At 43.9% G+C, this 23,783-nt stretch carries 18 protein-coding genes; 8 read left to right on the forward strand and 10 right to left on the reverse strand.

Annotation, left to right across the window (positions count from 1 at the left end; genetic code table 11):
• Positions 1-148: 148 nt before the first annotated feature.
• Both ACK28X_RS06070 and ACK28X_RS06075 read left to right on the forward strand, forming a co-directional pair.
• Entirely contained in the window at positions 149-2,173 is a 2,025-nt protein-coding gene (locus ACK28X_RS06070) for a M3 family metallopeptidase (protein WP_412058298.1), read from the forward strand.
• 282 nt (positions 2,174-2,455) lie between these two features.
• Positions 2,456-2,893 carry a metallopeptidase family protein gene (locus ACK28X_RS06075; protein ID WP_412057522.1) on the forward strand — a complete coding sequence of 146 codons (438 nt, stop codon included), beginning with the start codon at positions 2,456-2,458 and terminating at the stop codon, positions 2,891-2,893.
• On the opposite strand, the gene ACK28X_RS06080 is transcribed toward ACK28X_RS06075, so the two are convergent.
• Positions 2,887-4,155: a lytic murein transglycosylase gene (locus ACK28X_RS06080; RefSeq protein ID WP_412057523.1), complete on the reverse strand. Its 1,269-nt coding sequence runs from the start codon at positions 4,153-4,155 to the stop codon at positions 2,887-2,889. The two genes, ACK28X_RS06075 and ACK28X_RS06080, sit on opposite strands and share 7 nt — an antisense overlap.
• Positions 4,156-4,375: 220 nt before the next feature.
• On the opposite strand from ACK28X_RS06080, the gene galU reads away from it, so the two are divergent.
• The 3 genes from galU to ACK28X_RS06095 all read left to right on the forward strand — a co-directional run bounded on the left by galU (position 4,376) and on the right by ACK28X_RS06095 (position 7,912).
• Positions 4,376-5,272 carry a UTP--glucose-1-phosphate uridylyltransferase GalU gene (galU, locus tag ACK28X_RS06085; protein WP_412057524.1) on the forward strand — a complete coding sequence of 299 codons (897 nt, stop codon included), beginning with the start codon at positions 4,376-4,378 and terminating at the stop codon, positions 5,270-5,272.
• A 199-nt stretch (positions 5,273-5,471) separates the two neighbouring features.
• Complete coding sequence (locus ACK28X_RS06090; protein WP_412057525.1) at positions 5,472-6,863, forward strand: L-cystine transporter; 1,392 nt, start codon at positions 5,472-5,474, stop codon at positions 6,861-6,863.
• A gap of 101 nt (positions 6,864-6,964) precedes the next feature.
• Positions 6,965-7,912, forward strand: coding sequence for a COG2958 family protein (locus ACK28X_RS06095; protein ID WP_412057526.1), 948 nt, complete (start codon positions 6,965-6,967; stop codon positions 7,910-7,912).
• A gap of 40 nt (positions 7,913-7,952) precedes the next feature.
• Here ACK28X_RS06095 and alkB read toward each other — a convergent pair whose 3' ends face one another.
• From alkB to ACK28X_RS06125, 6 genes are all read right to left on the reverse strand, one after another.
• Entirely contained in the window at positions 7,953-8,606 is a 654-nt protein-coding gene (alkB, locus tag ACK28X_RS06100; RefSeq protein ID WP_412057527.1) for a DNA oxidative demethylase AlkB, read from the reverse strand.
• A 209-nt stretch (positions 8,607-8,815) separates the two neighbouring features.
• Entirely contained in the window at positions 8,816-11,464 is a 2,649-nt protein-coding gene (gene ppc, locus ACK28X_RS06105; RefSeq protein WP_412057528.1) for a phosphoenolpyruvate carboxylase, read from the reverse strand.
• Positions 11,465-12,720: 1,256 nt separating this feature from the next.
• On the reverse strand, positions 12,721-14,043 hold the full coding sequence (locus ACK28X_RS06110; protein WP_412057529.1) for an aspartate aminotransferase family protein: 1,323 nt from the start codon (positions 14,041-14,043) through the stop codon (positions 12,721-12,723).
• Positions 14,044-14,196: 153 nt separating this feature from the next.
• On the reverse strand, positions 14,197-14,856 hold the full coding sequence (locus tag ACK28X_RS06115; protein ID WP_412057530.1) for a methionine ABC transporter permease: 660 nt from the start codon (positions 14,854-14,856) through the stop codon (positions 14,197-14,199).
• Entirely contained in the window at positions 14,849-15,874 is a 1,026-nt protein-coding gene (locus ACK28X_RS06120) for a methionine ABC transporter ATP-binding protein (protein ID WP_412057531.1), read from the reverse strand. Before ACK28X_RS06120 ends, ACK28X_RS06115 begins: the two co-directional genes overlap by 8 nt.
• 5 nt (positions 15,875-15,879) lie before the next feature.
• Positions 15,880-16,620: a MetQ/NlpA family ABC transporter substrate-binding protein gene (locus tag ACK28X_RS06125; protein WP_412057532.1), complete on the reverse strand. Its 741-nt coding sequence runs from the start codon at positions 16,618-16,620 to the stop codon at positions 15,880-15,882.
• Between the two features lie 509 nt (positions 16,621-17,129).
• Between ACK28X_RS06125 and ACK28X_RS06130 the strand changes: the two genes are divergently transcribed.
• Entirely contained in the window at positions 17,130-18,185 is a 1,056-nt protein-coding gene (locus ACK28X_RS06130) for an SH3 domain-containing protein (RefSeq protein WP_412057533.1), read from the forward strand.
• A 32-nt stretch (positions 18,186-18,217) separates the two neighbouring features.
• Here ACK28X_RS06130 and ACK28X_RS06135 read toward each other — a convergent pair whose 3' ends face one another.
• Positions 18,218-19,252 carry an aspartate-semialdehyde dehydrogenase gene (locus ACK28X_RS06135; RefSeq protein WP_412057534.1) on the reverse strand — a complete coding sequence of 345 codons (1,035 nt, stop codon included), beginning with the start codon at positions 19,250-19,252 and terminating at the stop codon, positions 18,218-18,220.
• Positions 19,253-19,286: 34 nt separating this feature from the next.
• Positions 19,287-20,399 (reverse strand): 3-isopropylmalate dehydrogenase, encoded by a 1,113-nt coding sequence (gene leuB, locus ACK28X_RS06140; RefSeq protein ID WP_412057535.1) that lies wholly within the window; start codon positions 20,397-20,399, stop codon positions 19,287-19,289.
• 343 nt (positions 20,400-20,742) lie between these two features.
• On the opposite strand from leuB, the gene ACK28X_RS06145 reads away from it, so the two are divergent.
• Positions 20,743-22,584: an AsmA family protein gene (locus ACK28X_RS06145; RefSeq protein WP_412057536.1), complete on the forward strand. Its 1,842-nt coding sequence runs from the start codon at positions 20,743-20,745 to the stop codon at positions 22,582-22,584.
• A 132-nt stretch (positions 22,585-22,716) separates the two neighbouring features.
• Here ACK28X_RS06145 and ACK28X_RS06150 read toward each other — a convergent pair whose 3' ends face one another.
• Positions 22,717-22,860: a hypothetical protein gene (locus ACK28X_RS06150; protein WP_412057537.1), complete on the reverse strand. Its 144-nt coding sequence runs from the start codon at positions 22,858-22,860 to the stop codon at positions 22,717-22,719.
• A gap of 179 nt (positions 22,861-23,039) precedes the next feature.
• Between ACK28X_RS06150 and ACK28X_RS06155 the strand changes: the two genes are divergently transcribed.
• Positions 23,040-23,771, forward strand: coding sequence for a 16S rRNA (uracil(1498)-N(3))-methyltransferase (locus ACK28X_RS06155; RefSeq protein WP_412057538.1), 732 nt, complete (start codon positions 23,040-23,042; stop codon positions 23,769-23,771).
• Positions 23,772-23,783: the final 12 nt, after the last annotated feature.

Below are 23,783 nucleotides of genomic sequence, written 5' to 3' on the forward strand. Positions count from 1 at the left end.
TTATAAACTATGAAGTACCCAGCATGTTTCATGATTATATGTAGTTCTTCTTTTAGCTTGCAAGCAATTGTATCTGTTCAAGGGGGGTGCATTGGGTTATGGTAGAGCATTTACGATATTGAGATGACACGAGGGAACTATGGATCATATGATTGCTACATGCCTACCAGAATGGCACGCGGCGGCTGGCTTGCCTGATTTTACAAAAATAAGTGATGAAGATTATCAATTTATTTTGGATGCGGCCTTAGACAAGGCAGAGGCGGCGATGGAAGCGCTGGCCGCAAGCCATGAGGAACCTACAGTTGAAAATTTTCTTTTACCTTTTGAGGTGATCAATGTAGCTTTAGAAAAGCCTTTATTAGCGTTTTGGGCCTGTGTGGGTGCGCATACTAATGATAAATTAGCAGAAATCAAAGCCGCCTTCATGCCTAAATTATCACGCTATAGTTCTAAAGTGATGATGGATCCGCGGCTTTTCACCAAGGTTGAAAAGCTCTATAAAGTGGTTTCAGAGGCGGGCATAGATGAAGAAACCGCCCACCTTTTGCATAATATGCATAAAAGCTTTATTCGCAACGGGGCGCAATTATCGCCGCAAGATAAAGAGAGCTTAGCTGCAATCCAAGAGCGATTGACGTCTTTGCACACACGCTTTTCTGAAAATCTTGTTAAAGAAGCGGCAAAAAATCTTTTATGGTTTAAGAAAGAAGCTCTGGAAGGCTTGCCGGATGACCTTGTTCACAGCATGCGGACTCTAGCACAGACAGAAGGAAAAAACGAGCATTATGCGCTGCGGCTTGAGCGCTCAATGGTGGCGCCCTTTATGTCTTTTGCTCATAGCCGTCTAGCGCGCGAGATAGTTTTGAAAGCTTGGCAAAAGCGTGGTGCTAACGGCGATGAATATGATAATTGCGCTCTTATTAATGAGATCTTGTCTTTGCGTCATAAACGTGCGCGTTTGTTGGGATATGAAAATTATGCTGCTTTCTCCGTGGCGGAAAATATGGCTAAGACCCCAGAGGCCGTCTATAATCTTTTGATGCCGATCTGGGAGCGCGCTCAAACCAAATTCCAAGAAGAAGCGATGCAACTGCAGGAATTTATGCGGGCAGAAGGTGTGAACGAGCCTCTCGCGCTTTGGGACTGGCCTTATTACAGTGAGAAATTACGTGTGAAACGCTTTGCGCTTGATAGCAATGTGGTAAAAACCTATCTCTCGCTAGATCAAATCATAGCAGCAGCTTTTTCTACAGCCAATAAATTATTTGGCTTATCTTTCGAAGAAGTTCCCGCCGCTCCGCTTTGGCATCAGGATGCGCGTTTATGGGTCGTGAAAAGAGCTGATGGTAGCCTTTGCGGGCATTTTATTGGTGACTATTTCGCGCGTCCTTCTAAACGCCAAGGGGCATGGATGAATGTTTTGCAGACGCAGCATAAGCTTGCGGGTGGGGCGCGCCCTATTGTTTATAATATTTGTAATTTTGCTAAACCAGCCGCTGGTGGGCCAGCGCTTTTATCCTTTGATGATGCAACCACGCTTTTTCATGAATTTGGTCATGCTTTGCATGGATTGCTTTCAAATGTTACTTGGCCGTCTATCTCTGGTCCTGAAGTGGTGCGTGATTTCGTTGAGTTGCCTTCGCAACTTTATGAAAATTGGCTAAAAACACCAGAAGTTTTGGAGGTTTATGCTACGCATTATGAAACGGGCGATCCGATGCCTTCTGTTTTGCGAGACGCGCTAGTTGAGGCCAAAAAATTCAGTGCAGGGCGGGATTCATTGCAATATCTTGGCTCAGCTCTATTAGATATGGCTCTGCATCAAAGGGAGAAGATAGATAATATTCTGGATACGGAGCGTGAAATTTTGCAAGGGCTCGGGAGTCCTGCGACCCTAGAGCTTTATCACCGCGCTTCGCATTTTTCTCACCTCTTTAGTGATGATGGCTATGCAGCTGGCTACTATGTCTATATGTGGGCGGAGGTTTTGGAGGCCGATGCTTTTAAAGCTTTTCAAGAGACAGGAGATGTATTTAATTCTGAGGTTGCTCAGCGTTTAGAAACCTATATTTATGGCGCTGGCGGCAGCCGCGACGCACAAGAGCTTTATAGTGCCTTCCGAGGTCGTATGCCTTCACCGGCAGCGATGATTCAAAGTAGAGGATTGTAAGGCGGCGTGGAGGGCGGTCTTTTGGGTGCATCGTATTTAGAAAGTGTTACCTAATAATTCATGCAAGTGGCAAGGAAAGGCTATTACTTGCCACTTTGCAGCGATTGTTTCTTAAATAGGCTTGACGATGTGAATTTAGCTAGGCAAAACAATCTAATGCTGTTTGTAAAAAATTGCTAACAGGGTTCTCGGGTCTAATCCGTTGAGATTTATGTTTCAGTCCTGATTTTACTTGAACTTGGGTTGATAGGCTGGGGTTAAACCATAATCATAGGTGAATATATGGCGCGATTAAATCGCAGCGGTGATTGGGCATTCCGTTTTGCCCCTAGTTTGGATGAGCTTGAATCGTTAGTTTATGAAAGTTTTTCTCAATTGCCCGTTCAATTTCAGAATCTTTGCCGAGATTTGACGATTCGTATTGTCGATTTCCCAAGTGAGCCAATTATGGATGATATGGGCTTAGAATCGCCCTTTGAGCTTTTGGGTTTGTTTGAGGGTAAGGGTCTTGGGTCGCGCTTTTCTATGATACCAGAGACGAAGAACAATTTACTTATCTTGTTTCGGCGGCCAATTTTAGATTACTGGAGCGAAAATGAAGAAACTTTGGGCGATATCATAGCTCATATTTTGGTTCATGAGATTGGCCACCATTTTGGTCTTTCTGAAGATATGCTTGATTCCATAGATGAGGAGCGCGCATCTCCTAAATTTTATTGAGTTTGGCGCAATCTCTCAAGTACCTGTTTGCTTGGATAGCCGTCCGGAAGCAGATCTTGGGCTTTTTGAAAGACTTTGATGGCTTGGATAGAGCCATTACCGATTTTTCCGTCAATTTCACCTTGATAATAGCCTGCTTGTGCCAAACGGCTTTGCAATTCTTTTTTTTCTTCTTTGGAGAGGCTTGTCAAAGGCCGTTGCCAGTCACGAACAATCCCTTGCTTTCCAGCTATTTTGTTGGCTAAAATTCCAACAGCAAGAGCATATCGATCCGAGTTATTGTAGCGTTTTAGGCTATAAAAATTATTGCAAACTAAGAATAAAGGCCCTTCCGCTCCATCGGGGATGAGGAGCGTTGCAGCATCTTCTGGGAAGGCAAAATGCTCGCTATCAGCTGGCTGAAAGCCAAGCTCTTGCCATTCTCTCAAGTTTTTTGTTGTGCCTTGGGCTGGAAGCTGGCCTTGTGATATGATTTCATAAAACCAAGGGTGCCCACTTTGCCAACGATTTTGTTTTAATAAATTGGCGCTACTTGCTAGAGCGTCGGGGATAGAGGACCAAATATTGCATCGCCCATCGCCATCCATATCCACGCCATAAGCTAAATAAGTGGTGGGGATGAACTGTGTGTGCCCCATAGCACCAGCCCAGGATCCAGTGAGATGAGAACGATCAATAGCTCCATTTTGTAAAATTTTAAGGGCTGCCAATAATTGTGTTTGCCCAAAATTGCGGCGCTTTGGATCGGCATAAGCAAGGGTAGCAAGAGCGCTTATAGTATCTATCATAATATCATGGCGCTTCATTGCTTCGCCATAGCTGGTTTCCATGGACCATATGGCTAATAGAATGTGACGATCAACGCTAAACTTTTGTTCAATCTTTTTAAGCCAAGGATCCCATATTTGGCTGAGCTCCTGGCCTTTTGCGGTGGCGTAATCGTTGATTCGTACGTCAAAATAGCGCCAAGCGGGGCCTGTAAACTCGGGTTGGACGCTCGCCTTTTGCAGAACCAGTACGTTGGGGCTTTGGATGTTTGCAAAGGCTTGGTTCAAGGTTTTTTGGGTGATGCCAGCTGCCCTAGCTTTTTTTGAGAACTGTATGAGCCAGCGGGAAAAATCTTCATTCTCGGCGATTGGCATTTTGCTGGCTAAGGCAATTTTTGCTGCAAGAGAGATGGTAAGTAAGGCTCCTGCGCTTGCTAGAAAATGCCTGCGCGTGTTTAGGAAAGAGAGATGATGGTTCTGCGTTGCTTGGGTCATGAAAATCATCCAAAATTTTTGAGGTTTATTGAGGATAAATCTTTTTTGTGGTTAACCTCAGTGGCGTTATCTGAAGATTTTGGCTTAATTCTTGCTTGTTTGGAAAATTCTAATCTTCTTACTATTTCAATTTTTAAGCGAAAAAGCTAGGCTGATTTTTTGACAAAGCGTTTGCTAAGATTACATATTTAAAAAATTAATAGTATTAAGGAGTGGCCCTGTGCGTAAAATCCGCAAAGCTGTTTTCCCCGTTGCGGGACTTGGAACCCGTTTTTTGCCTGCAACCAAGACGATTCCTAAGGAAATGCTGCCTATTGTTGATAAGCCGGTAATTCAATATGTTGTGGATGAGGCTTTGGAGGCGGGGATTGAGCATTTTATTTTTGTGACTGGTCGCAACAAAGCTGTGATTGAAGATTATTTTGATGCCCAGGTTGAGCTTTATAATAATCTATCTGAGCGTGGAAAAGATGCTCAGCTTGCTTATTTGCAAGATCTGCAACCCACACCAGGCAGTACGTCTTTTACGCGTCAGCAGCAGCCTTTGGGTCTTGGCCATGCAGTATGGTGCGCGCGTGAATTGGTGGGGGAAGAGCCTTTTGCACTTTTATTGCCTGATATGGTGATGCAATCGCGCCATGGTTGTTTATCAGAAATGGTGCGTCTTTACAACGAAACTGGGGGGGGCAACGTGGTAGCGGTGCAAGAATGCGATCCAGAAGACGCCCATAAATACGGGATCGTTGGCCAAGGAGCACCTATTGCTCATGGGTTTCATATTACTCAAATGGTGGAAAAGCCAGCTTTAGGCACTGCACCTTCCAATTTTTATATTAACGGCCGCTATATACTGCAGTCAGAAATTTTTGACATCCTTGCTACCCAGCAAATGGGGGCGGGTAATGAAATTCAACTCACCGATGCTATGTTGCGCTTGGCGGATCAACAGGCCTTTTATGGCTATGCCTTCGAAGGGAGGACTTTTGATTGTGGCTCGAAAGCTGGCTTTATTGAAGCGAATGTAGCCTTTGCTTTGGCCCGCCCAGACATGCACCATAAGATAGCGGAGCCTATCCATAACCTATTGTCTAGCATAAATGTAGAAGAAAAGATCTGAGCTCTCCTCGTTGATAGATTTTCTATATAGATGGAATATTTTAAAAAATTATGCATTTTTTTATATAAATCGCGTAATTTTTAGAAATTATTTCTATTATTATGCCTTTTTCTGTGTTTCTGTGGTCTTTGCTCCGTTGCTATTTCTTCTATAATGGGTTTTTTGACGTTTAATAAACACTTTTATGAGGAGATGGTTCATGGGGTGGAGCTTTTTTATCACCCTCTTTATTTTTGTTATCCTGTTGGCTATTCTATACTGGTGCGTTCCAAAGCACTGGAGCTTAGCACAGCGCGTTCTATTTGGCCTTGTTCTAGGGATTGTTTTCGGCTTTGCCTTGCAAGGGATTTATGGGCGTGGCCATACAGTTTTAGTGCAAAGTTTAGAGTGGTTTAACATTGTGGGGCGTGGCTACATTGCGCTGCTACAAATGGTGATTATGCCTTTGCTATTCACGGCAATTCTTTCGGCTGTAGCGCGGCTTTATTCTGTAGCTTCTTTAGGGAAGATCAGTGTCTTAACAATTGGAACCCTTTTGGTCACTACCTTTATCGCTGCTTTTCTAGGGGTTATCGCGGTGATGCTCTTTGGGTTGCGAGCTGATGGATTGGTTCTGGGTGCAGCAGAAACGGCTCGTTTGGGGGCGCTAGAAAGCCACTATTTGCCGAGTCTTGCCCAATTGACTGTCCCGCAATTTATTTTATCATTTATTCCCCAAAACCCCTTTGCATCTTTAACAGGGTCGCAGCCTACCGCGGTAATTAACGTGGCAATTTTTGCGGCCCTTTTGGGGGTTGCTACTCTACGTTTGGTAAAGGATGATCCTGAGACAGGGAAAAAAGTTATAGCCGCTGTAGATATTTTGCAATCCCTTGTTATGCGATTGGTACGTTTGATCATAGGTTTTACGCCCTATGGGGTTTTTGCTTTGATTACACAAGTTACCGCAACATCAAATGCGGGTGAGCTTTTAAAGCTAGGTACTTTTATTTTAGCCTCTTATTTTGCTATGGCCGTGATGTTTTTAGTGCATGGTGGCATTTTATTGGCAAGCGGTGTGAATCCGAGGCGTTTTTTTGAAAAGGTTTTGCCCGTTTTATTGTTCGCTTTTACTAGTCGTTCAAGTGCAGCAACTATCCCTTTAAGCATTGAAGTTCAAACTCAAAGGTTGGGCGTGCCTGTATCTATTGCTTCCTTTGCGGCTTCCTTCGGCGCCACCATTGGACAAAATGGCTGCGCGGGTCTTTATCCTGCTATGTTAGCGACGATGATTGCACCAAGTTTTGGTATTTATCCTTTAGATCCTTTGTGGTTGTTAAGCCTTTTGGGTGTGGTAACTTTAAGTTCAATCGGCGTGGCGGGGGTAGGTGGTGGCGCGACCTTTGCTGCTTTGATCGTTCTTCCGCTTATGGGGTTTCCTGTTACGTTAGTAGCCTTTTTAGTTTCAATTGAGCCGCTGATTGATATGGGTCGTACCGCATTGAATGTGAGTGGATCTATGACAGCTGGGATGGTAACGAGTCAGATATTGCATGAGACGGATCCAAAAGCATTGGTGGTGGAGCACAAGGCCAATTTGAAAAATGTTTAAACGTTTATAGTAGCCGTATGGTTGTTGCTTGCCTATATTGTTTTACGCTATGATTTATGATTTTATGCTTCTAGTGTATTTATAATATAGGGTGAGGGTTAATGAATTTATTGCCTAAAATCGCGGCTTTTTTAGAAAAGCGCTCGGGAGAAAAATTTTCTGGTGCCGCTATCGCCCAATGGATTTTTGATACTTATCCTCAGGAATGCCGCAATAAACAAAAGCGCTCTAAAGCGAAGGTTATTCCTTTAAATACGGATGCTAGTGTGATCCACCAGATTAGCCGTGAGATTGCTGCACGGAGGCTTCTGTTACAAAAGCGCTATCCTGCGGTTAGGGTGACTGAAGGGCGCCCAAGGCTTTATTATTATAGCCAAGAAACAGATCAAGCAGAAGTTATGGAAGCAGAAACGCGGCTTCCGTCTTCTACTTCTGCTCTTGTCTCCCAATCTTATCGCGAACATGCACTTTATGAACCATTGGCTCAATTTTTATGGTCGGAGTTAAGGATTTATAGCAAGCGTATTGATGAAAAACGTTCGCGTAATATGCACGGACCTGGGGGAAATAAATGGCTGTATCCTGATCTTGTTGGATTGGAAGAGTTGAGCGCTGAGTGGCAAGGTGAGGTAAAGCACTGTGTGCAACAATATGGCGATAAAAAAACCAAGCTTTGGTCGTTTGAGGTAAAGGTTTTGATAAATCGTTCGAACGTGCGCGAAGCTTTTTTTCAAACGGTAAGTAATTCTTCTTGGGCTAATTTTGGCTATTTTGTTGCGGCTCAGATTAATGGGACTGACACGCTGAAAGAATTGCGTATTCTTTCAGCGCTTCATGGGATCGGGCTTATCCAACTTAACGTTGATATGCCCTGTGATAGTCAGATCATCATTCCAGCCAAAGAGCGTGACGCTGTTGATTGGAATACCGTCAACCGGCTGGTGGAAGAAAATAAAGATTTTGCTGCTTATGTGAAATGGATTCGCCATTTCTACCAAACAGGCGAGGTAAGGCCGGGAGATTGGATAAATTGTCAAGAAGTGGTATAGAGTTTAGTTTTGACCATTCATTGATAAGTAGTCATGGAACCTAAGAAACAAAGCGAAATGTTAGGTTTAAGCGTTGGGCTCCGAGCAGAGGGTGAAGACCGTCTTGTAGGGGGCGTATTCCATGGAAGAAAAGGCGCGAAGAACCACCCCAAACCACGACATCACCATGGTGAAGGCAATAGGATCTGTAGGGACTCTTGCGTGTGGGGCCGCCAAATTGAAAGAGAGCAGGCAGGCCAAGCGAAATAGAGACTATGGGCTGAGACGTATCGCCTTCATCTTTATCTTGGTGGAGGGATAGGCGGCTTTTTGGTCTGTATTGATTGATTAAGCAACTATTGGGATAAAAATTTTGATACCCCGCTTCTAAAGCCATAGCTTGGGCAAGGTTGAAGAAATAATCTGGCATTGGGGGCCAAGCTTTGCCAGTGATGGGGTCAATTTTTGTATAATGATATCCGTTTTTATCGCTTACCCAGCCTTTTTGGCCACAATTGGTCATTGCTACGGACATGGAGAACCCATTATTGGTTATCATATGGCGAAAGGGGGCGCCCTCGCTGATAGTTGTAATCGTGTTAATAAGAGCAGTGGCGGTCGCTTTTGCACGGCCACGCAACAAAATGGCACCTTCTGCTAAGGAAAGGTATTTGGGAGAGGGCGGGGGCTCAAAAGAAAATAGATCATGTGTCATAAAATTACTCATGGTTTTCGTGTATCTAGAGTAAAACTCGTTAAATAGGAATGGTTTTTCGATTATTTAAGGGGATGGTTGCTGTTATGACGAGCGTATGAGTTTCTAAGAGTGATTTTACTTATGATTAGGTAGAGATAAGGTATGGATGGGCTAGGGGCACAAATTTTCTATTTTCTCGCGGTTGAGAGCATGGGATTATATTAGCCTTACCCCGTGTTGCGCATGCCAGCAGCGATACCAGCGATGGTGACCATGAGAGCCTGCTCCAGATAGGCAGCGGGTGCGTGACCAGCTTTTTGGTGGTTACGGACACGGTGGAGTAGTTCTACCTGTAAGAGATGGAGGGGGTCGGTATAAATATTGCGTAATTGGATGGATTTTGAAACCCAAGGAAAATCTGTAATATGGTAGTTCGTAGATGCAAGACTTTGGACGGTTTGGATGTCTTCTTTTAAAACGGCACGCAATTCTTGACCTAGTGGCTGTAAGGTAGGTGAGACTAGGCGTTTATCGTAATATTCTGCAAGCCAGAAATCAACTTTGAAAAAAACCATTTCTAACATAGCTAGTCGGGTAGCAAAAAATGGCCATTCACATATCATGGTTTCGAGGATTTTTTGTTTGTCAGCGGCCATCACCTTTTTTAAAGCGTGGCCTGCCCCAAGCCAAGCGGGTAACATGAGGCGATTTTGAGTCCAAGCAAAAATCCAAGGAATGGCACGTAAGGATTCAATACCACCATTAGAGCAACGTTTGCTGGGTCGAGATCCAAGCGCTAGCTTACTTAATTCTTGCTCAGGCGTGGCTGCGCGAAAATAGTGAGCAAAATTTTTATCCTCTTGAACATAGCGCCGATAGAAGGCACAAGAAAGCGTTGATAACTCATCCATAATAGCACGCCATTGCTCCTTAGGCGCTGGAGGCGGCAACAGATTTGCCTCAAGACTTGCGCAGGTATAAAGAGCCAAACTACGCATTGTTATTTCTGGTAGTCCATATTTGAAGCGTATCATTTCGCCTTGCTCTGTTACTCTAATCCCTCCTTTTAAACTGCCAGGAGGCTGAGATAGCAAAGCAGCATAAGCGGGCGCTCCCCCACGGCCGATAGAACCGCCACGTCCATGAAAGAGAGTGAGGTGGATATTTGCTTTTTCACAGAAGCTTATGAGCGCTTCTTGAGCGCGGTATTGGGCCCAAGAGGCCGCCATTACGCCCGCGTCTTTGGCTGAATCAGAATAGCCAATCATTACCATTTGTTGAGCGTTGGTTGCTTTACGGTACCAATCAATTGCGAAAAGTTGGCTTATTACGCTTTCAGCGTTATTAAGGTCGTTTAAGGTCTCAAAGAGCGGTACTATAGGTAAAGGGCGGGCGAGCCCTGCTTCTTTGAGCAATAATTGTACAGCTAAAACATCAGATGGGGCCTTAGTCATAGAAATGATATAGGTGGCGATCGCCCCTTCAGGAGCTTGCGCTATCATCCGACAGCAATCCAAAACTTCACTTGTGGCAGAGCTGGGCGCCCATCGGTAAGGTAAAAGCGGCCGCTTGGCGTCTAATTCACGTAATAAAAATGCTTGCTTTTCCGCTTCTGACCAATGATCATAATCGCCCAGTCCTAAATAATGCGTAATTTCTGAAAGGGCTTGTGTGTGGCGGCTACTTTCTTGGCGAATATCCATTCGCATGAGGAAGACACCAAAACATTTTACTCGCCGCAAGGTATCCAGAAGAGAGCCTTGGGCAATGATCTCCATCCCGCAAGAAGTAAGTGATTGATAACAAGCATGAAGTGGCTCCCATATCTGGGCATTATCATCAATAAGATCGGCGGGGGTAGGCAACGCCTTACCCATTAATTGAGCTTCAAGCCATCTTTGGGTGCTGAGAAGCTTTTCGCGCAATTGTTTTAAGATAAAACGATAAGGTTCTGTCCGCCCTGTCTCTCCCACTAAGGCTTGCAAAGCATCGCTACAGTTTGTCATAGATAGTTCTGAAATAAGCGTTTGAATATCCTGTAAAAAAAGGTCAATGGCCTTCCAGCGGCTTAAAAATAGAGTGCGGCGGGTGATACCAGCAGTGACACTGGGATTACCATCGCGATCACCCCCCATCCATGTAATGAAGCGTATGGGGGCAGAATCGATTGGAAGAGTATATTGAAAGTGATCATATAATTGTTTGTTGAGGGTACGCAGGTAACGGGGAACCCCTTCCCACAAGCTGTTTTCGACAACGGCAAAGCCCCATTTTGCCTCATCTAGAGGGCTAGGGCGCTGTTGACGAATTTCATTGGTATGCCAAGCTTGGGCGATCAATTGGCGGAGACGATCAAACAATATTTGATGCTCTTGCTTACTTAGAATAGGATTATCTAATTGTTTAAGGCAAGCATTCATTTCAACCATTTTATGGATCAAGGTACGGCGGGTGATTTCGGTTGGATGAGCGGTGAGCACTAATTCTAAGGATAAAGTATTAATTGCCTGTTTTATTTCATCGGGAGAGAAGGAAGCATTTTTTAATTTCTGGAAAGTTTGGTTGATGATTGTAAGAGGATCTGCTTCCTCACTGTGGGGGGAAATAGTGTGGTATTGTTCGGCTGTATTGGCTAAATTTAAAAATTGACTAAAGGCGCGGGCAACGGGTAATAATTCATCATCAGCTAAACCCTGTAAGGTTTTTACTAATTCTTCACGGTGGTTGTCGGTGCCGATCCATGATGACTTTGATAATTTGCGTATGGTTTCTACTCGATCAAGAGCCGCATCACCCAAGGCTTGTTTAATGGTCTCACCCAGCATTTTACCAAGCATATTCACATTATTACGCAAAGCAGAAAAATTTTTGTTCATTTTATCCAGCCATTTATCCAAGTTAGATCATAGCCTTTATAAGGCCATGGAAACGCTTCTTGGTCAATGAGTAGTTAGTAGGAGGGCAAAGATAAGCTGAACCTTTATAGCTATATTCAGAAAATTTCTTGTATTATTACTCCAGTAATTTTAGGGAACAAATTTATAAGCTACAAATGCTAATAATAAGCACCTTTTACGAACTGTATTTGAATGATTTACTACAATTAAGAGGCACGTAAGTTGCGCCTGAGTTTCAAGGGTAAAGACTGGACTTTAGATTAAGCATTAGTCATTCTTATCTGATAATATGGTGAGCATATATAGGAAAGATCACCCTTGCCGATATAAGGCAACATTATAATAAAGCCTAGAATTACGATAAGAATTTTTTTATACCTTCAATAATTTGAAGAAATTTTACATCTATTAATAGATACAAAAAATCAGTCTAAACAGGAGCTCAGACTGATCCTTCGTCGGTTTTGGACGTTTATTTACAGACCCAAAAGTGATGGTAGTAAACTAATCGTAATTAAAGCATATAAAGCAATCATATTAACACCTCTGCGTAGATCTTTGAGTTGGGATACATTACAGATAGCCGTAACCATGCATAATGTAATAGAGAAAAGCTAATGGAATTCCTACAAACATAATACATGCCCTCCATTCAGTAACCTATAAAAAATATAATTATACTATCATCTTGTCAAGATATTTTATAAAACAACCAATTTATTTTCCAAATCTCTATCATTTCTAGATACTGAAATGTGGTGTTTTTTTTCCATTTTTATTGTGCCGCCCTTTTTGTAGCGAGGTGATATTTCTATAGCTTTCCCTCTTGCCGTCGATTAGATTTCTATCTAACTATTTTTATAGATGCTCCCCATTTGAAGCTGGGGGAGTGCATTTTTCTTACGTTAAAGGTAAAAAACGGGATCTCAATGGCAAAATATAAACGGTCTTTCCAAGGAGGTAGGTCTATCCGCCTTATTTTTAAGCTTTTATTTTTATCGTTTATCATAGGGGTCATTATGGTATCTGTTAATGCTACGCCTATAGATATCTTTCTAGGTCTTTATGCTTTTGGAGAGAGCCTATTTCATATAGGTCTTGGCTTTTTTTACAAAATCTTTCAATCTATTCTTTTTGGTGCAGCTCTAGTGCTTCCTTTCTTTATTCTTATCCGTTTATTTAAACGGTTTAGATGACTGCTTTAGGGGCAAGTTCACTTCCCCCAGTGCAATCGCTTAAGAAAGACGTTTTATGGCATCATTAAGGCGGGTGATTAGTGCATCGATGTGATTTTTTTCAATAATAAGCGGCGGAGAGAGAGCAATCACATCTCCAGTTTGGCGGACTAAGGCGCCGTTGTTAAAACAATCTAAAAAAACTTCATAGCCGCGTTGGCTCGCAGCTTGGGGGCGCGGGGCAAATTCGATTGCTGCTACAAGGCCTAGACAGCGAATATCAATAATAGGAGAAAGGTCTTTCAGGCTGAAGACGCTATCTTGCCAATAATCAAGTAGATCTTGAGATAGGGTCAAGAGGTTTTCTTGTTGATAAATATTAAGTGCGGCAAGTCCTGCTGCGCAGGCGGCAGGATGACCAGAATAGGTGTAGCCGTGGAATAATTCGATTTGGTTTTCAGGCCCCTGTAACACGGTTTGGTAAATGGTTTCGTGCACAAATACGGCTCCCATAGGTATGGCTCCGTTGGTCAAGCCCTTGGCGGTGGTGACAATATCGGGGAAAACCCCAAAATAATCCGTAGCAAAGGGCGCTCCAAGGCGTCCAAAACCAGTGATTACCTCATCAAAAATGAGTAGGATACCGTAACGATCACACAGAGTACGTATTTTTTGCAAATAACCTTTGGGTGGTAAAATGACCCCGGCCGAGCCCGCAAGGGGCTCAATGATGACGGCCGCAATAGTTTCGGCCCCATTTAATGCTACGATACGCTCAAGATCATCGGCCAATTCAATCCCATAGGTGGGGAGCCCTCGACTAAAGGCATTTTTTTCGATATTAAGCGTATGGCGTAAATGGCTTGCGGGCAATTGAGGGAAAACGCGTCGATTATTTACAAGTCCTCCTACGGAAATGCCGCCAAAGCCTACTCCGTGGTAGGCTTTTTCTCGCCCAATTAGATGACGGCGGCCTGTTTCACCACGCGCATGATGGTAAGCAATGGCAATTTTCAAAGCCGTATCGACCGATTCAGAACCGGAATTGGTAAAGAATACGTGGTTAAGCTTTGCTTCTTTCCCTCCAGGTGCCGCAGCCACAAGGCGATTGGCAAATTCATAGGCGATGGGGTGGCTCAATTGAAAATTTGGGGCGTAGTCGAGCTTTAATAGCTGTTCACCTACAGCTTGAGCGATTTCTGCTCGTGCGTGCCCAGCATTGACACACCATAAACCGGAGGTACCATCAATCAATTTATGGCCAGATATATCAGAGTAATACACGCCCTCCGCGCTCGCTAATAAGCGCGGCGCTTTTTTAAATTGACGATTGGCAGTAAAGGGCATCCAATATGAGTCAAGTTCAAGATGTGTGTTCCCCATGAAGAAAGCCCTCCCTCATATATCTATATAAATTACGGATTTTATCTATATTAAGACCATGAATCAAAAGTTTATACAAGAGCTTTGTATTATTAAGATGTTGAATATTATTATCCATGCTCGTTTCTTCGTAAAAAACGGGCATGGAACAGATTAGCGCTTGCTTTTATCTAATTTATGGCTGAACCAATCCCCGCACCACTGTACAGTTACATTGAGGATGATCAAGACAATGATGACCGCTGTCATGATCTCAGGGTTATAGCGTTGATAACCATACCGGATAGCCATATCTCCTAAACCACCGCCACCGAGATAACCTGCGAGAGAGGTGGCGCTGATAAGTGAGATTATCATAACTGTGAAGCCCGTGATCAGACTTGTACGTGCTTCAGGGATAAGCACATTGGTGACAATTTGCAAACGACTTGCTCCCATGGAACGAATGGCATCTACTAAGTTATGGTCAACATTGCGAAAGGACAATTCAGCCATGCGCGCGTAAAACGGGGTGGCTGAAATAGTAAGAATAAAGATTACCGATTTGATCCCCACTCCTGTACCTACTACAAAGCGCGTGATTGGTAGGAGATAAAATGCAAGGATGATAAAGGGGATGGCTCGCAAACTATCAACAACCGCACCTATTGATCGGTTGATAAAAATAGACGGGAAAAGGCTTTTGCGCCCAGTAACATAAAGCAGAAGGCCGATGGGCAAGCCTAAAATCAGTGCTAAAAATGAGGCGCTGGCCGTCATCAAGAACGTGTCTCTAACGGCTCTTGGGAGTTCGCTTAAAATGACATCATACATAACCCAATACCTCGCAATAGCGACCTTTTTCAGTAAGCCATGTAACGGCCTTTTGTAAATTTTCTGGTTGATTGGCGGGAAGGCCTAAGAAGAGGCGGCCGATAGTTTCTCCTTGAACTGTATCAATGCCGCCGTGCAAAATGCGCGCAGTTATACCAGTGTCTTGTTCTAAAAGGCTTAAAAAAGGCGAGCGGGCAATAGCACCAGAAATATTCAGCTCAACCACCGCTTCATTACCCTCTTTTTTAAGCTTACGAGCAAATTCTGATGGTAATTGTGGAGTGACAAGCCGTAGCAAAGCTATGGTCGTTTCTTCTTGCGGAGAGGCAAAAATTTCTTTTACCGGCCCCTCTTCAATAATTTTACCCTTGTTGAGAACCAGTACTCGATTTGCAATGGCTTGAACCACTTCCATCTCATGGGTGATAAGAATAATGGTAAGGTTAAGCCGTTTATTGATGTCGGCTAAAAGCTCTAGGATTGCTTGAGTTGTTTCGGGATCAAGAGCAGAAGTGGCTTCATCAGATAGCAAAAGAGTAGGGTTGGCGGAAAGGGCCCGAGCAATGCCAACGCGTTGTTTTTGACCGCCAGAAAGCTGAGCAGGATAATGGTGTTCCTTGCCTGAAAGACCCACGAGTTCAATTAATTCATACGCACGGGCATGGCGTTTTTGCTTTTTTACACCCGCGAGCTTGAGGGGGAGGGCGATGTTATCAAGTAGGTTTTGATTGGCAAGAAGGTTGAAATGTTGGAAGATCATACCGATGCGTTGGCGGTAGGGAGCCCAACCAGTTTCACTTAATTGCGAGACATCTATTCCTTCAAGTAAAATGCGCCCAGAATCAATTTTTTCTAAGCCGTTTAGACAACGGATAAGGGTAGACTTACCAGCGCCGCTACGGCCGATAATGCCTAAAATTTCCCCCGCCCATACGTTAAGGGAGAGGTTATCAACAGCCGCGGTTTTTGAAAAACTACGGCTGATGTTTTGTAAAGATAGGATAGGTGTTTTTTGCATTAAGCTTACCAGGATGTTTGGGCAGAGGCGCCAAAGACTTGTTTGATTTTTGCGCGTACGACTTCATTTTGATAGGCAGCGACAAGCTTTTTAACCCAAGGCTTATCTGCATCTTGTTGGCGTACAACGATAATATTATCGTAGGGGTTGTTTCGGGCTTTTTCGAAGAGGAGAGCATCTTGATTTGGATCAAGGCCCACAGTGAGCGCCCAATTGGTATTGATAATGGCTATATCAAAATCATTGAGAGCTTGCCCCAAAATCCCTGCATCAAGTTCACGTACTTGAAGCTTTTTAGGGTTGTCGATAATATCTAGTTTAGTAGCAAAGACATCATCAGGATTTTTTAATTTAACTAAACCAAGGTCAGAGAGAAGGCGTAGAGCACGCCCACCGTTAGATGGATCGTTTGGAATGCCTACTATAGAACCATCGCGCAGATCTTTTATATTTTTGATTTTATGAGAATAAATCCCAATAGGGGTGAGCATTGTGTGGCCGGCAATCGCTAATCTATACCCTCGCTGTTCTATCTGCGCATCTAGATAGGGTTTATGCTGGAAAGCATTAGCATCTATGTCACCGGAATTAAGTGCTTCATTAGGGAGAGCATAATCGGAAAAGGTAACAATTTCAATATCAAGACCATCTTTCTTGGCTTGCTCAACCGCGACTTTCCAAATATCGGCTTCTTCGCCCTCCATGGTTCCGAGTTTGATTTTGATAGGATCCTCAGCATAGGCCATGGGGGTCGAGCTTATGAAAAGGCTAAAAGATAACAGAAAGCTTAAAAGGGGAAGGTGCTTAATTTTTATAAAAACCATAGTGCTTTATCCTATTTTATGAAGTCATTGAACCACTCATTGACGGTGTTAAGACAATAACAATGCAAGTTAATGGCGCGTTCCACGCCAAAGGAGAGAGCCTCAGCAGGCGCAAGTGCGCTTTGCCTTATTTTTAGTGTGTCTCATATTTTTGTAAAAACCAAGGGGGAACAATCTACTTTCGTGTTTTTACACGCAATTTTAATATAAAGATCGGCAAAATTTTAAAAAATTATTCTATTTGCTTTGTCAGAATAGGGGCTATGCCGGTTATTATTGTTGGGTGCCCTACCATAATGCCTCATATTTAATTTTTTAAAATTTATGAAGGAACCAAACAGGCTTTCAGCGCTTAGAGCCAAAGTGGAGTAAAGCTCATATGTAAGGCGAGAGCTATGCAAGTTTTGGGCGCGAGCGTTGGAAGGAAGATTATGTTTAAAAGAAGTTATTTATTAAAAGCTATTTTTATGGGCGCTGTTTTTGTACTGCCTGCGGGCGTTATCGCAGCAGTGACTGTGGAAAAGCCCATGGCTGTCTATAGCAGTCCTGTTACACAGGCTTCAAGGGTTACAACTTTGTCAAAGGGGGAAGGGGTACATATTAATGGCTGCTTTGCGGATAAAAGTTGGTGTTCTATTGAATATAAGGGAGGAGCTATAGGCTTTGTACGGGGCGATAACTTTTCTGCTGCGACTCTGGGAGCAGTTACGACCTTATCAAAAGAGCAGACACTGAAAGATACAGCGCGCTCGGTGGTGAATGGACTTGTTCCAGAGAATATTTTGCCTAAATTTGGCAATGAAGGAAAAGAGCTAACGCCTTCTGTGATTGATGCCAAAGAGAAACTTAAGAACGATTTAGATATCCCAGCAAAAACACCTGCTTTATCCGCGCCAGTGAAGGAGCAGACTTCGGATACGGCGAAGACCAAGGTTTATAAGAATGCACCTATAGCTAGGTCACAGGTGCCTTTAGCTGTAACGCCTGCGGTGCAGACTAGTGTGGTTGCTAACCGTTCAGCGCTATCCTTTGCCAAACTCCCTGAGGGAGTGGCAACGCGTAACGTAGCTGTGTCTGCACGCCAGCCAGTTGTCCTTGCGTCTAAAGTAAAGCCTGAGTCGCTTCACAAGCGGGATCTTCATGAAAAGCGTTCAGAAGCTAAGGTACATGCTTTGAGCGCTCACCCAGTAGTTGATGTTCGCTCTTATGCTCTTTCGCCTTCTGCTCATTGCGGGAAACGCTATGATAGGAAAAATAATGGGATCAGTAGAAAAGAGTGCCGAGAAACGGTAAAAAGAGCGGCACTCATTAGACCATACAGAACTACAGGCTCGCAAGACTATGTTGCTGTGATTTATCAAAAGGCCACATCAGATAACCCACCTTCTGTAAAAGTCGTAACTGCTTATAACCCGCTTTTTCCAAGCAAGCAGCCCGACCGCGATTACGATGTCAATGAACATCGTTACATTGTAGTAACGCGATAGCTCTTTGTAGGAACCAGAATGACGCTTGGTGGTTAGGCTGCCGCTGTCTTAGGCTTTATAAGCCCGCGGGCAATCAGCAGTTCTGCAATTTGAACAGCATTAAGGGCGGCACCTTTACGCAAATTATCGCAGGTGATCCAAAAGCTGAGCCCGTTCTCAACGGTGTAATCTTCACGGATACGACTGACAAAGGCATCGTCTTCACCAGCACATTCATGGGGCGTGATATAGCCGCCATCCTCTCTTTTATCAACCACTTGACAGCCGGGGGCGTCGCGCAACAGAGTGCGCGCTTCTTCGGCACTTAAGGGGGTTTCTAATTCTATATTAACCGCTTCACTATGGCCAATGAACACTGGAACTCGTACAGCTGTAGCGGTGAGTTTGATTTTAGGGTCGAGCATTTTTTTTGTCTCGGCCATCATTTTCCACTCTTCTTTTGTGTAGCCATCTTCCATAAAAGCGTCAATATGGGGGATAACATTGAAAGCGATTCGTTTTGTGAATTTTTTATGGGAAATGGGGTCGGATACAAAGACTGCGCGCGATTGCTCAAACAATTCGTCCATCCCTTCTTTGCCCGCCCCCGATACCGATTGATAAGTGGAAACAATCACCCGTTTGATTTTTGCTATTTTGTGTAGGGGGTGAAGCACCACTACCAATTGGGCTGTAGAGCAATTGGGATTAGCGATAATTCGGCTTTCTTTTACAGCATCAATGGCTTCTGGATTGACTTCGGGCACGATAAGCGGCACGCGGGCATCATAGCGCCAAGCAGAAGAATTATCAATAACAATACAATTCTGTGCGGCGATTTTAGGTGCCCATTCTTGGGCGATGCCGCCGCCTGCAGACATAAGGCAGATATCAGTATCGGAAAAATCATAATGATCAAGCGCTTTTACTTTTAGAGTTTTATCACCATAAGCGACTTCGCTATTTAAGGAACGGCGGGAAGCTAAGGCGATGATTTCCGTAGCGGGAAAACCGCGTTCTTCTAGAATGGTGAGCATTTCGCGTCCAACATTGCCTGTCGCACCAAGGACTGCTACTTTAAAAGCCATATAAAACTCCTGCTATGATTATGTGAGTGGGCTATTAACTATAAAGTTTTTGAAATTTCTTAAAGATCGCTTTCCCCATTTGGGAGGTTGAAACAGTTTGACCTGCGCCGCGGTACAAATCCACAGTGCGTAGACCATCTTCTAAAACACTAGCAATTGCCTTTTCTAGATGGTCTGCTACCTTATCAAGGTGGAATGAATAGCGCAAGCACATGGCGAGAGAAGCAATCATAGCAATGGGATTGGCTTGCCCTTTTCCAGCTATGTCTGGAGCAGAGCCGTGGACGGGCTCATACATAGTTTTGCGCTTTTGGGTAAGTGGATTAATCGCCCCTAGTGAAGCGGAGGGAAGCATACCAAGTGATCCAGTGAGCATGGCGGCAATATCAGAAAGAAGATCGCCAAACAGGTTATCGGCGACGATAACATCAAACTGCTTAGGTTGCCGGACAAGCTGCATAGTACCAGAATCAGCAAGCATGTGTTCAAGTGTTATATCTGGATAACTATTTTGGTGGATTTTGGTAACAACTTGCCGCCACAAAAGTCCGGTTTTCATAACGTTATGCTTTTCCATGGACGTGACTTTATGGCGCCTTTTTCGCGCTAGTTCAAAGGCAATGGAGCTAATTCGTTCAATCTCATATGTTTCATAGATTTGGGTATCAATAGCTCGTTTTTGTCCTGAACCTAAGTCAATGATTTCTTTAGGGGTACTAAAATAAACCCCGCCCGTCAGTTCTCGGACGATTAAGAGATCTAGCCCTTCCACCAGCTCTGGTTTGAGGGAAGATGCGTCAACAAGCGCTTTGTAGCACAGGATAGGGCGTAGGTTAGCATAGACCTTTAGCTCTTGCCGTAGGCGCAATAGCCCTAATTCTGGGCGTTTTTCATAGGGTAGGTCTGCCCATTTTGGGCCGCCTACAGCCCCAAACAATACGGCATCAGCGGCGTGTGCGCGCGCTATATCGTTTTCGGAGATGGGGCAGCCATAAGCATCATAAGCGGCGCCGCCAACCAAGCCTTCTTCCCATTCAAAATTAAGACCAAGGGTTTGATTTAAGAAATGAAGAAAGGGCGGGATTTCAGCCATGATTTCTATGCCAATACCATCGCCAGGCAAAAGAAAAAGTTTGCGTGATGTCATGAGTGTCTCTTTTGGGTGGGGGCTTCAGCAAAGGGTAGCCGCCAATGGTTAGAATACTTCATATTATAACATGATTGGGATAAAGTGAAAGGGTTCTTTACTATATTATTCTTCATGTCAGGCAGCCAGAAATAGCGCTGGTCAAGGAGCTTTGATTTTGTTAAAAAGCTTAAAAAAAAGATGCGCTTTTTGATATGGATCAAGAGGCATGGATAACTGAGATAAGGTTTGGGGGGTATAGATTAGATTTTTGCTTTTATGAAAGAAAACTGTGTTTAGAAAAACGGTTAAATATATAGTATTCTTTTTTATTTTAGCGGTCATAACACTGTTTACATTTGTTTTGACTTTGCCTTATGTGGTTTCTACCGAAGCAATTCGGCTCCGTTTGGCGCGGGATTTAAGCCTTTGGACTGGCTATCACGTGGCTTTGCGTGAGGCGCCGAAATTGCAGCTTCTCCCTTACCCACGGGCATCTTTATCGGGTGTAAGCCTTACCCCTTTTGGAGAAGGGCGCGCGGCCTTTATGGAAGCTGAGCGTATTGATGTCGATCTATCGCTTCCCGACATTTTATGGGGAGGCATTTCTTTTTCACAAACGCGGGTTATTAATCCAAAGATTATCATTGAAGCGCCTATCCAGACCGCTGCCGATTTTTTTGATAGCCTCTCACGTTCGCATGGATCTTTGGGCGAAATGGTACGAGATTTGCGTACACTTATTGAGCGCGATCCTGATCGCCCTGATGTGACGCATTTGGTTAATCAGCCGTTTGGTCGTATCGTTATCAAAGATGGTGTGATTTTATATCGCACTAATTTTGGCCGTTATCCTGAGAAGATCACAAATTTAAATGCAACGTTAGATTGGCCCGTTTCTACCCATGGTGCTAATTTTCGGGCGAACGCTCAGTGGCATGGAGAATTTACAGATTTACAGATTGATGCTGATAAGGCCTTGTTGTTATTGGCAGGTGGGACAAGCCGCGTGCGGGTTAGCTTAAATTCTGTGCGTGGTGGTTTGACTTTTGATGGAGACGCGCGACTTGCACAAAATTTCTTTTTCAGTGGTCGTTTAGCAGGACACTCCCTCGACTGGGAGCAGACATGTATGTGGTTAGGCTTTACGCATATGATGAGTTGCCATATACAGGCGCCTGTCGTGTGGGGCTCAGGTTTTTTGGCTACACCCAATTATATTAAGCTAGCTGATGCTACGTTTAGCTTGGGTGAAGATAAGGCGCGAGGAGCTTTGGAGGTGGCGCTTACGAAACCTGCGCCTGTTTTAACTGGCTCTTTAGCCTTTAAACAGCTTGATCTTACAAAATTTGAGCAAAACCAAGAGGCACTTGGAAGCTTGTCGTGGAAAACTTTTATGCCTTTTGCTTTGGATATACGTCTCTCAATAAAGGCTGCTAGATATAATAGCGGCCAAGTGAACGATGTGGCTATGGCGATTAAAACTGAAAAAGATAATGTGCTTATTGATATTGGTAATGCTAGCGCTTTTGGTGGTGTATGGCAGAGCCATATTCAAATTAAGAAAAAGCCAAACGCTACTCATGTTGATGCACAAATCTTAGCAAGTGGCATAAATGTTGAAGATGTGGTGCAGGCTGCGCATTATCCTGCTTTTGTGACGGGGAAAGGCAACGTGAACTTACGGCTGAAGATTGACAAAGACAAGCAATCAAAATGCTGGACGGGGCTCGAAGGTAATGTTGCGTGGGCGGTGATGCCTGGTGCATTAAAATTCTATGACTTTAATGAATTTATAAAGCAATTAGCGTCAGGTAGTGCTTTTACTTTGATTGCGGATCATAAAGCTGCAACTGCTTTTAATCAATGGAGTGGTGAGGCAAGTTTTAGCGAAAAAGCCTTAAAACTTTCTAAATCAGATATGACAATTGATAAATGGATTGTGAGTCTTGAAGGTGATTTGATCCCTTTCCCCTTTTCTCAGCGTGTTGCACACCTAGCTATGGTAGGGCAGATGCAAGCGACCAATCGCCAAGATTATTTGTGTCATGACACAGAGTGTTTGCAGAATAGCTTGGTGATGCCTTTTATATTTACGATAAATAATCAAGGGGAGGACGTTGAAAATATTAAGGTTACGCCCCGTTTGACGGCATTTGGGCTTTCATCATATTTGCCAAAGGGGCTTTCTTTGCCCCCATTTTAAAACTCGGGGTATGGGGCGTTTGCATAGTGCTGAAGCCCGCCTATTATCATTTTGATATGTCTAGCTTAGCGCTATGATCAAACTGGGTGTGTCTTGTGCAAAGCAATAATTTTGGGCGATGAGTTTTAAATGCTAGGGCTGGCGGGTGCTGATCCCATAGCCATCTTCGGAGACAAGAGCGTTATTATTTGCACCTACGCTACCGAGCCCGATTGTTACAACAATAAAGCCAAAGAAGGCGGCAAAGCTTATAAGGGCAGCGCGTTTAGCAGACATTTATCTCTCCGAATGGCGTTGAGGCTACATAAACCAAATTTCTTTTATCGACAACTTAATTTTTGTTTTTTTGTTCCTGAGATTTTATAGGAAAGTTTGTGGCGATAGGCTGATTATGTTAGGCTATTACTTGAGAGTTTTTTAGGATAAAAGCCTTTCCAAAGGCTTAAAGAATGACAATGCGCGAAAATTATCGTTTACAACGTTTATTTATTTCTGGTTCCTTGGCTAAAGACGTGCTTATCTCCTTAGAGACGCGTCAAGCTCATTACCTTTTGCATGTGTTGCGAATGAAGGCGGGCCAAGAATTATTGGTTTTTAATGGTAAAGATGGGGAATGGCGGGCGGCGATTTTTGACATAAAAAAGAAAACTTGTACCCTCAAGGTCGAATATAAGACACGGGAGCAAGAATCTGTACCTGATGTGATTTATTGTTTTGCACTTCTTAAGCAAGGTCGTCTTGATTATATGGTGCAGAAGGCGGTGGAGCTAGGCGTGGCGGCTTTGCAGCCTGTCATAACTCAGCATTGCCAAGTTGTTCGCCTTAATGAAGATCGTGTGCAGGCCAATGCGGTTGAAGCCCTTGAGCAATGCGGCGGTTTAGCTTTACCGCATTGCCCGATGGCAAAAAATTTATCTGCTCTTTTAGCCGACTGGGATGGACGACCTTTATTTTTTTGTGATGAAATGGCAAAAACGATTAACCCTTTGGTTGCCTTAGAAGGGCGGAGCCGCAAAGCTTGTGGGGTGCTTGTAGGACCAGAAGGTGGGTTTAGTGCGGCTGAACGCGCGTTTCTTTGTCAGCATGATTTTGTGTTCCCGCTTTCTTTAGGGCCGCGTATTTTACGCGCAGATACTGCCGCGGTGGCAGCCCTTGCTCTTATTCATGCCTGCTTGGGTGATTGGTAGATGCGAGATATA

Source organism: Bartonella sp. DGB2 (assembly GCF_046843095.1).
In the GTDB taxonomy this organism is placed as follows: domain Bacteria; phylum Pseudomonadota; class Alphaproteobacteria; order Rhizobiales; family Rhizobiaceae; genus Bartonella.

Excerpts from the sequence above, each read along its gene's own strand:
- ACK28X_RS06070 (WP_412058298.1), top strand. The coding sequence starts at position 149 with ATGATTGCTACATGCCTACCAGAATGGCACGCGGCGGCTGGCTTGCCT.
- ACK28X_RS06075 (WP_412057522.1), top strand. The coding sequence starts at position 2,456 with ATGGCGCGATTAAATCGCAGCGGTGATTGGGCATTCCGTTTTGCCCCT.
- ACK28X_RS06080 (WP_412057523.1), bottom strand. The coding sequence starts at position 4,155 with ATGACCCAAGCAACGCAGAACCATCATCTCTCTTTCCTAAACACGCGC.
- ACK28X_RS06090 (WP_412057525.1), top strand. The coding sequence starts at position 5,472 with ATGGGGTGGAGCTTTTTTATCACCCTCTTTATTTTTGTTATCCTGTTG.
- ACK28X_RS06095 (WP_412057526.1), top strand. The coding sequence starts at position 6,965 with ATGAATTTATTGCCTAAAATCGCGGCTTTTTTAGAAAAGCGCTCGGGA.
- alkB (WP_412057527.1), bottom strand. The coding sequence starts at position 8,606 with ATGACACATGATCTATTTTCTTTTGAGCCCCCGCCCTCTCCCAAATAC.
- ppc (WP_412057528.1), bottom strand. The coding sequence starts at position 11,464 with ATGAACAAAAATTTTTCTGCTTTGCGTAATAATGTGAATATGCTTGGT.
- ACK28X_RS06110 (WP_412057529.1), bottom strand. The coding sequence starts at position 14,043 with ATGGGGAACACACATCTTGAACTTGACTCATATTGGATGCCCTTTACT.
- ACK28X_RS06115 (WP_412057530.1), bottom strand. The coding sequence starts at position 14,856 with ATGTATGATGTCATTTTAAGCGAACTCCCAAGAGCCGTTAGAGACACG.
- ACK28X_RS06120 (WP_412057531.1), bottom strand. The coding sequence starts at position 15,874 with ATGCAAAAAACACCTATCCTATCTTTACAAAACATCAGCCGTAGTTTT.
- ACK28X_RS06125 (WP_412057532.1), bottom strand. The coding sequence starts at position 16,620 with ATGGCCTATGCTGAGGATCCTATCAAAATCAAACTCGGAACCATGGAG.
- ACK28X_RS06130 (WP_412057533.1), top strand. The coding sequence starts at position 17,130 with ATGTTTAAAAGAAGTTATTTATTAAAAGCTATTTTTATGGGCGCTGTT.
- ACK28X_RS06135 (WP_412057534.1), bottom strand. The coding sequence starts at position 19,252 with ATGGCTTTTAAAGTAGCAGTCCTTGGTGCGACAGGCAATGTTGGACGC.
- leuB (WP_412057535.1), bottom strand. The coding sequence starts at position 20,399 with ATGACATCACGCAAACTTTTTCTTTTGCCTGGCGATGGTATTGGCATA.
- ACK28X_RS06150 (WP_412057537.1), bottom strand. The coding sequence starts at position 22,860 with ATGTCTGCTAAACGCGCTGCCCTTATAAGCTTTGCCGCCTTCTTTGGC.
- ACK28X_RS06155 (WP_412057538.1), top strand. The coding sequence starts at position 23,040 with ATGCGCGAAAATTATCGTTTACAACGTTTATTTATTTCTGGTTCCTTG.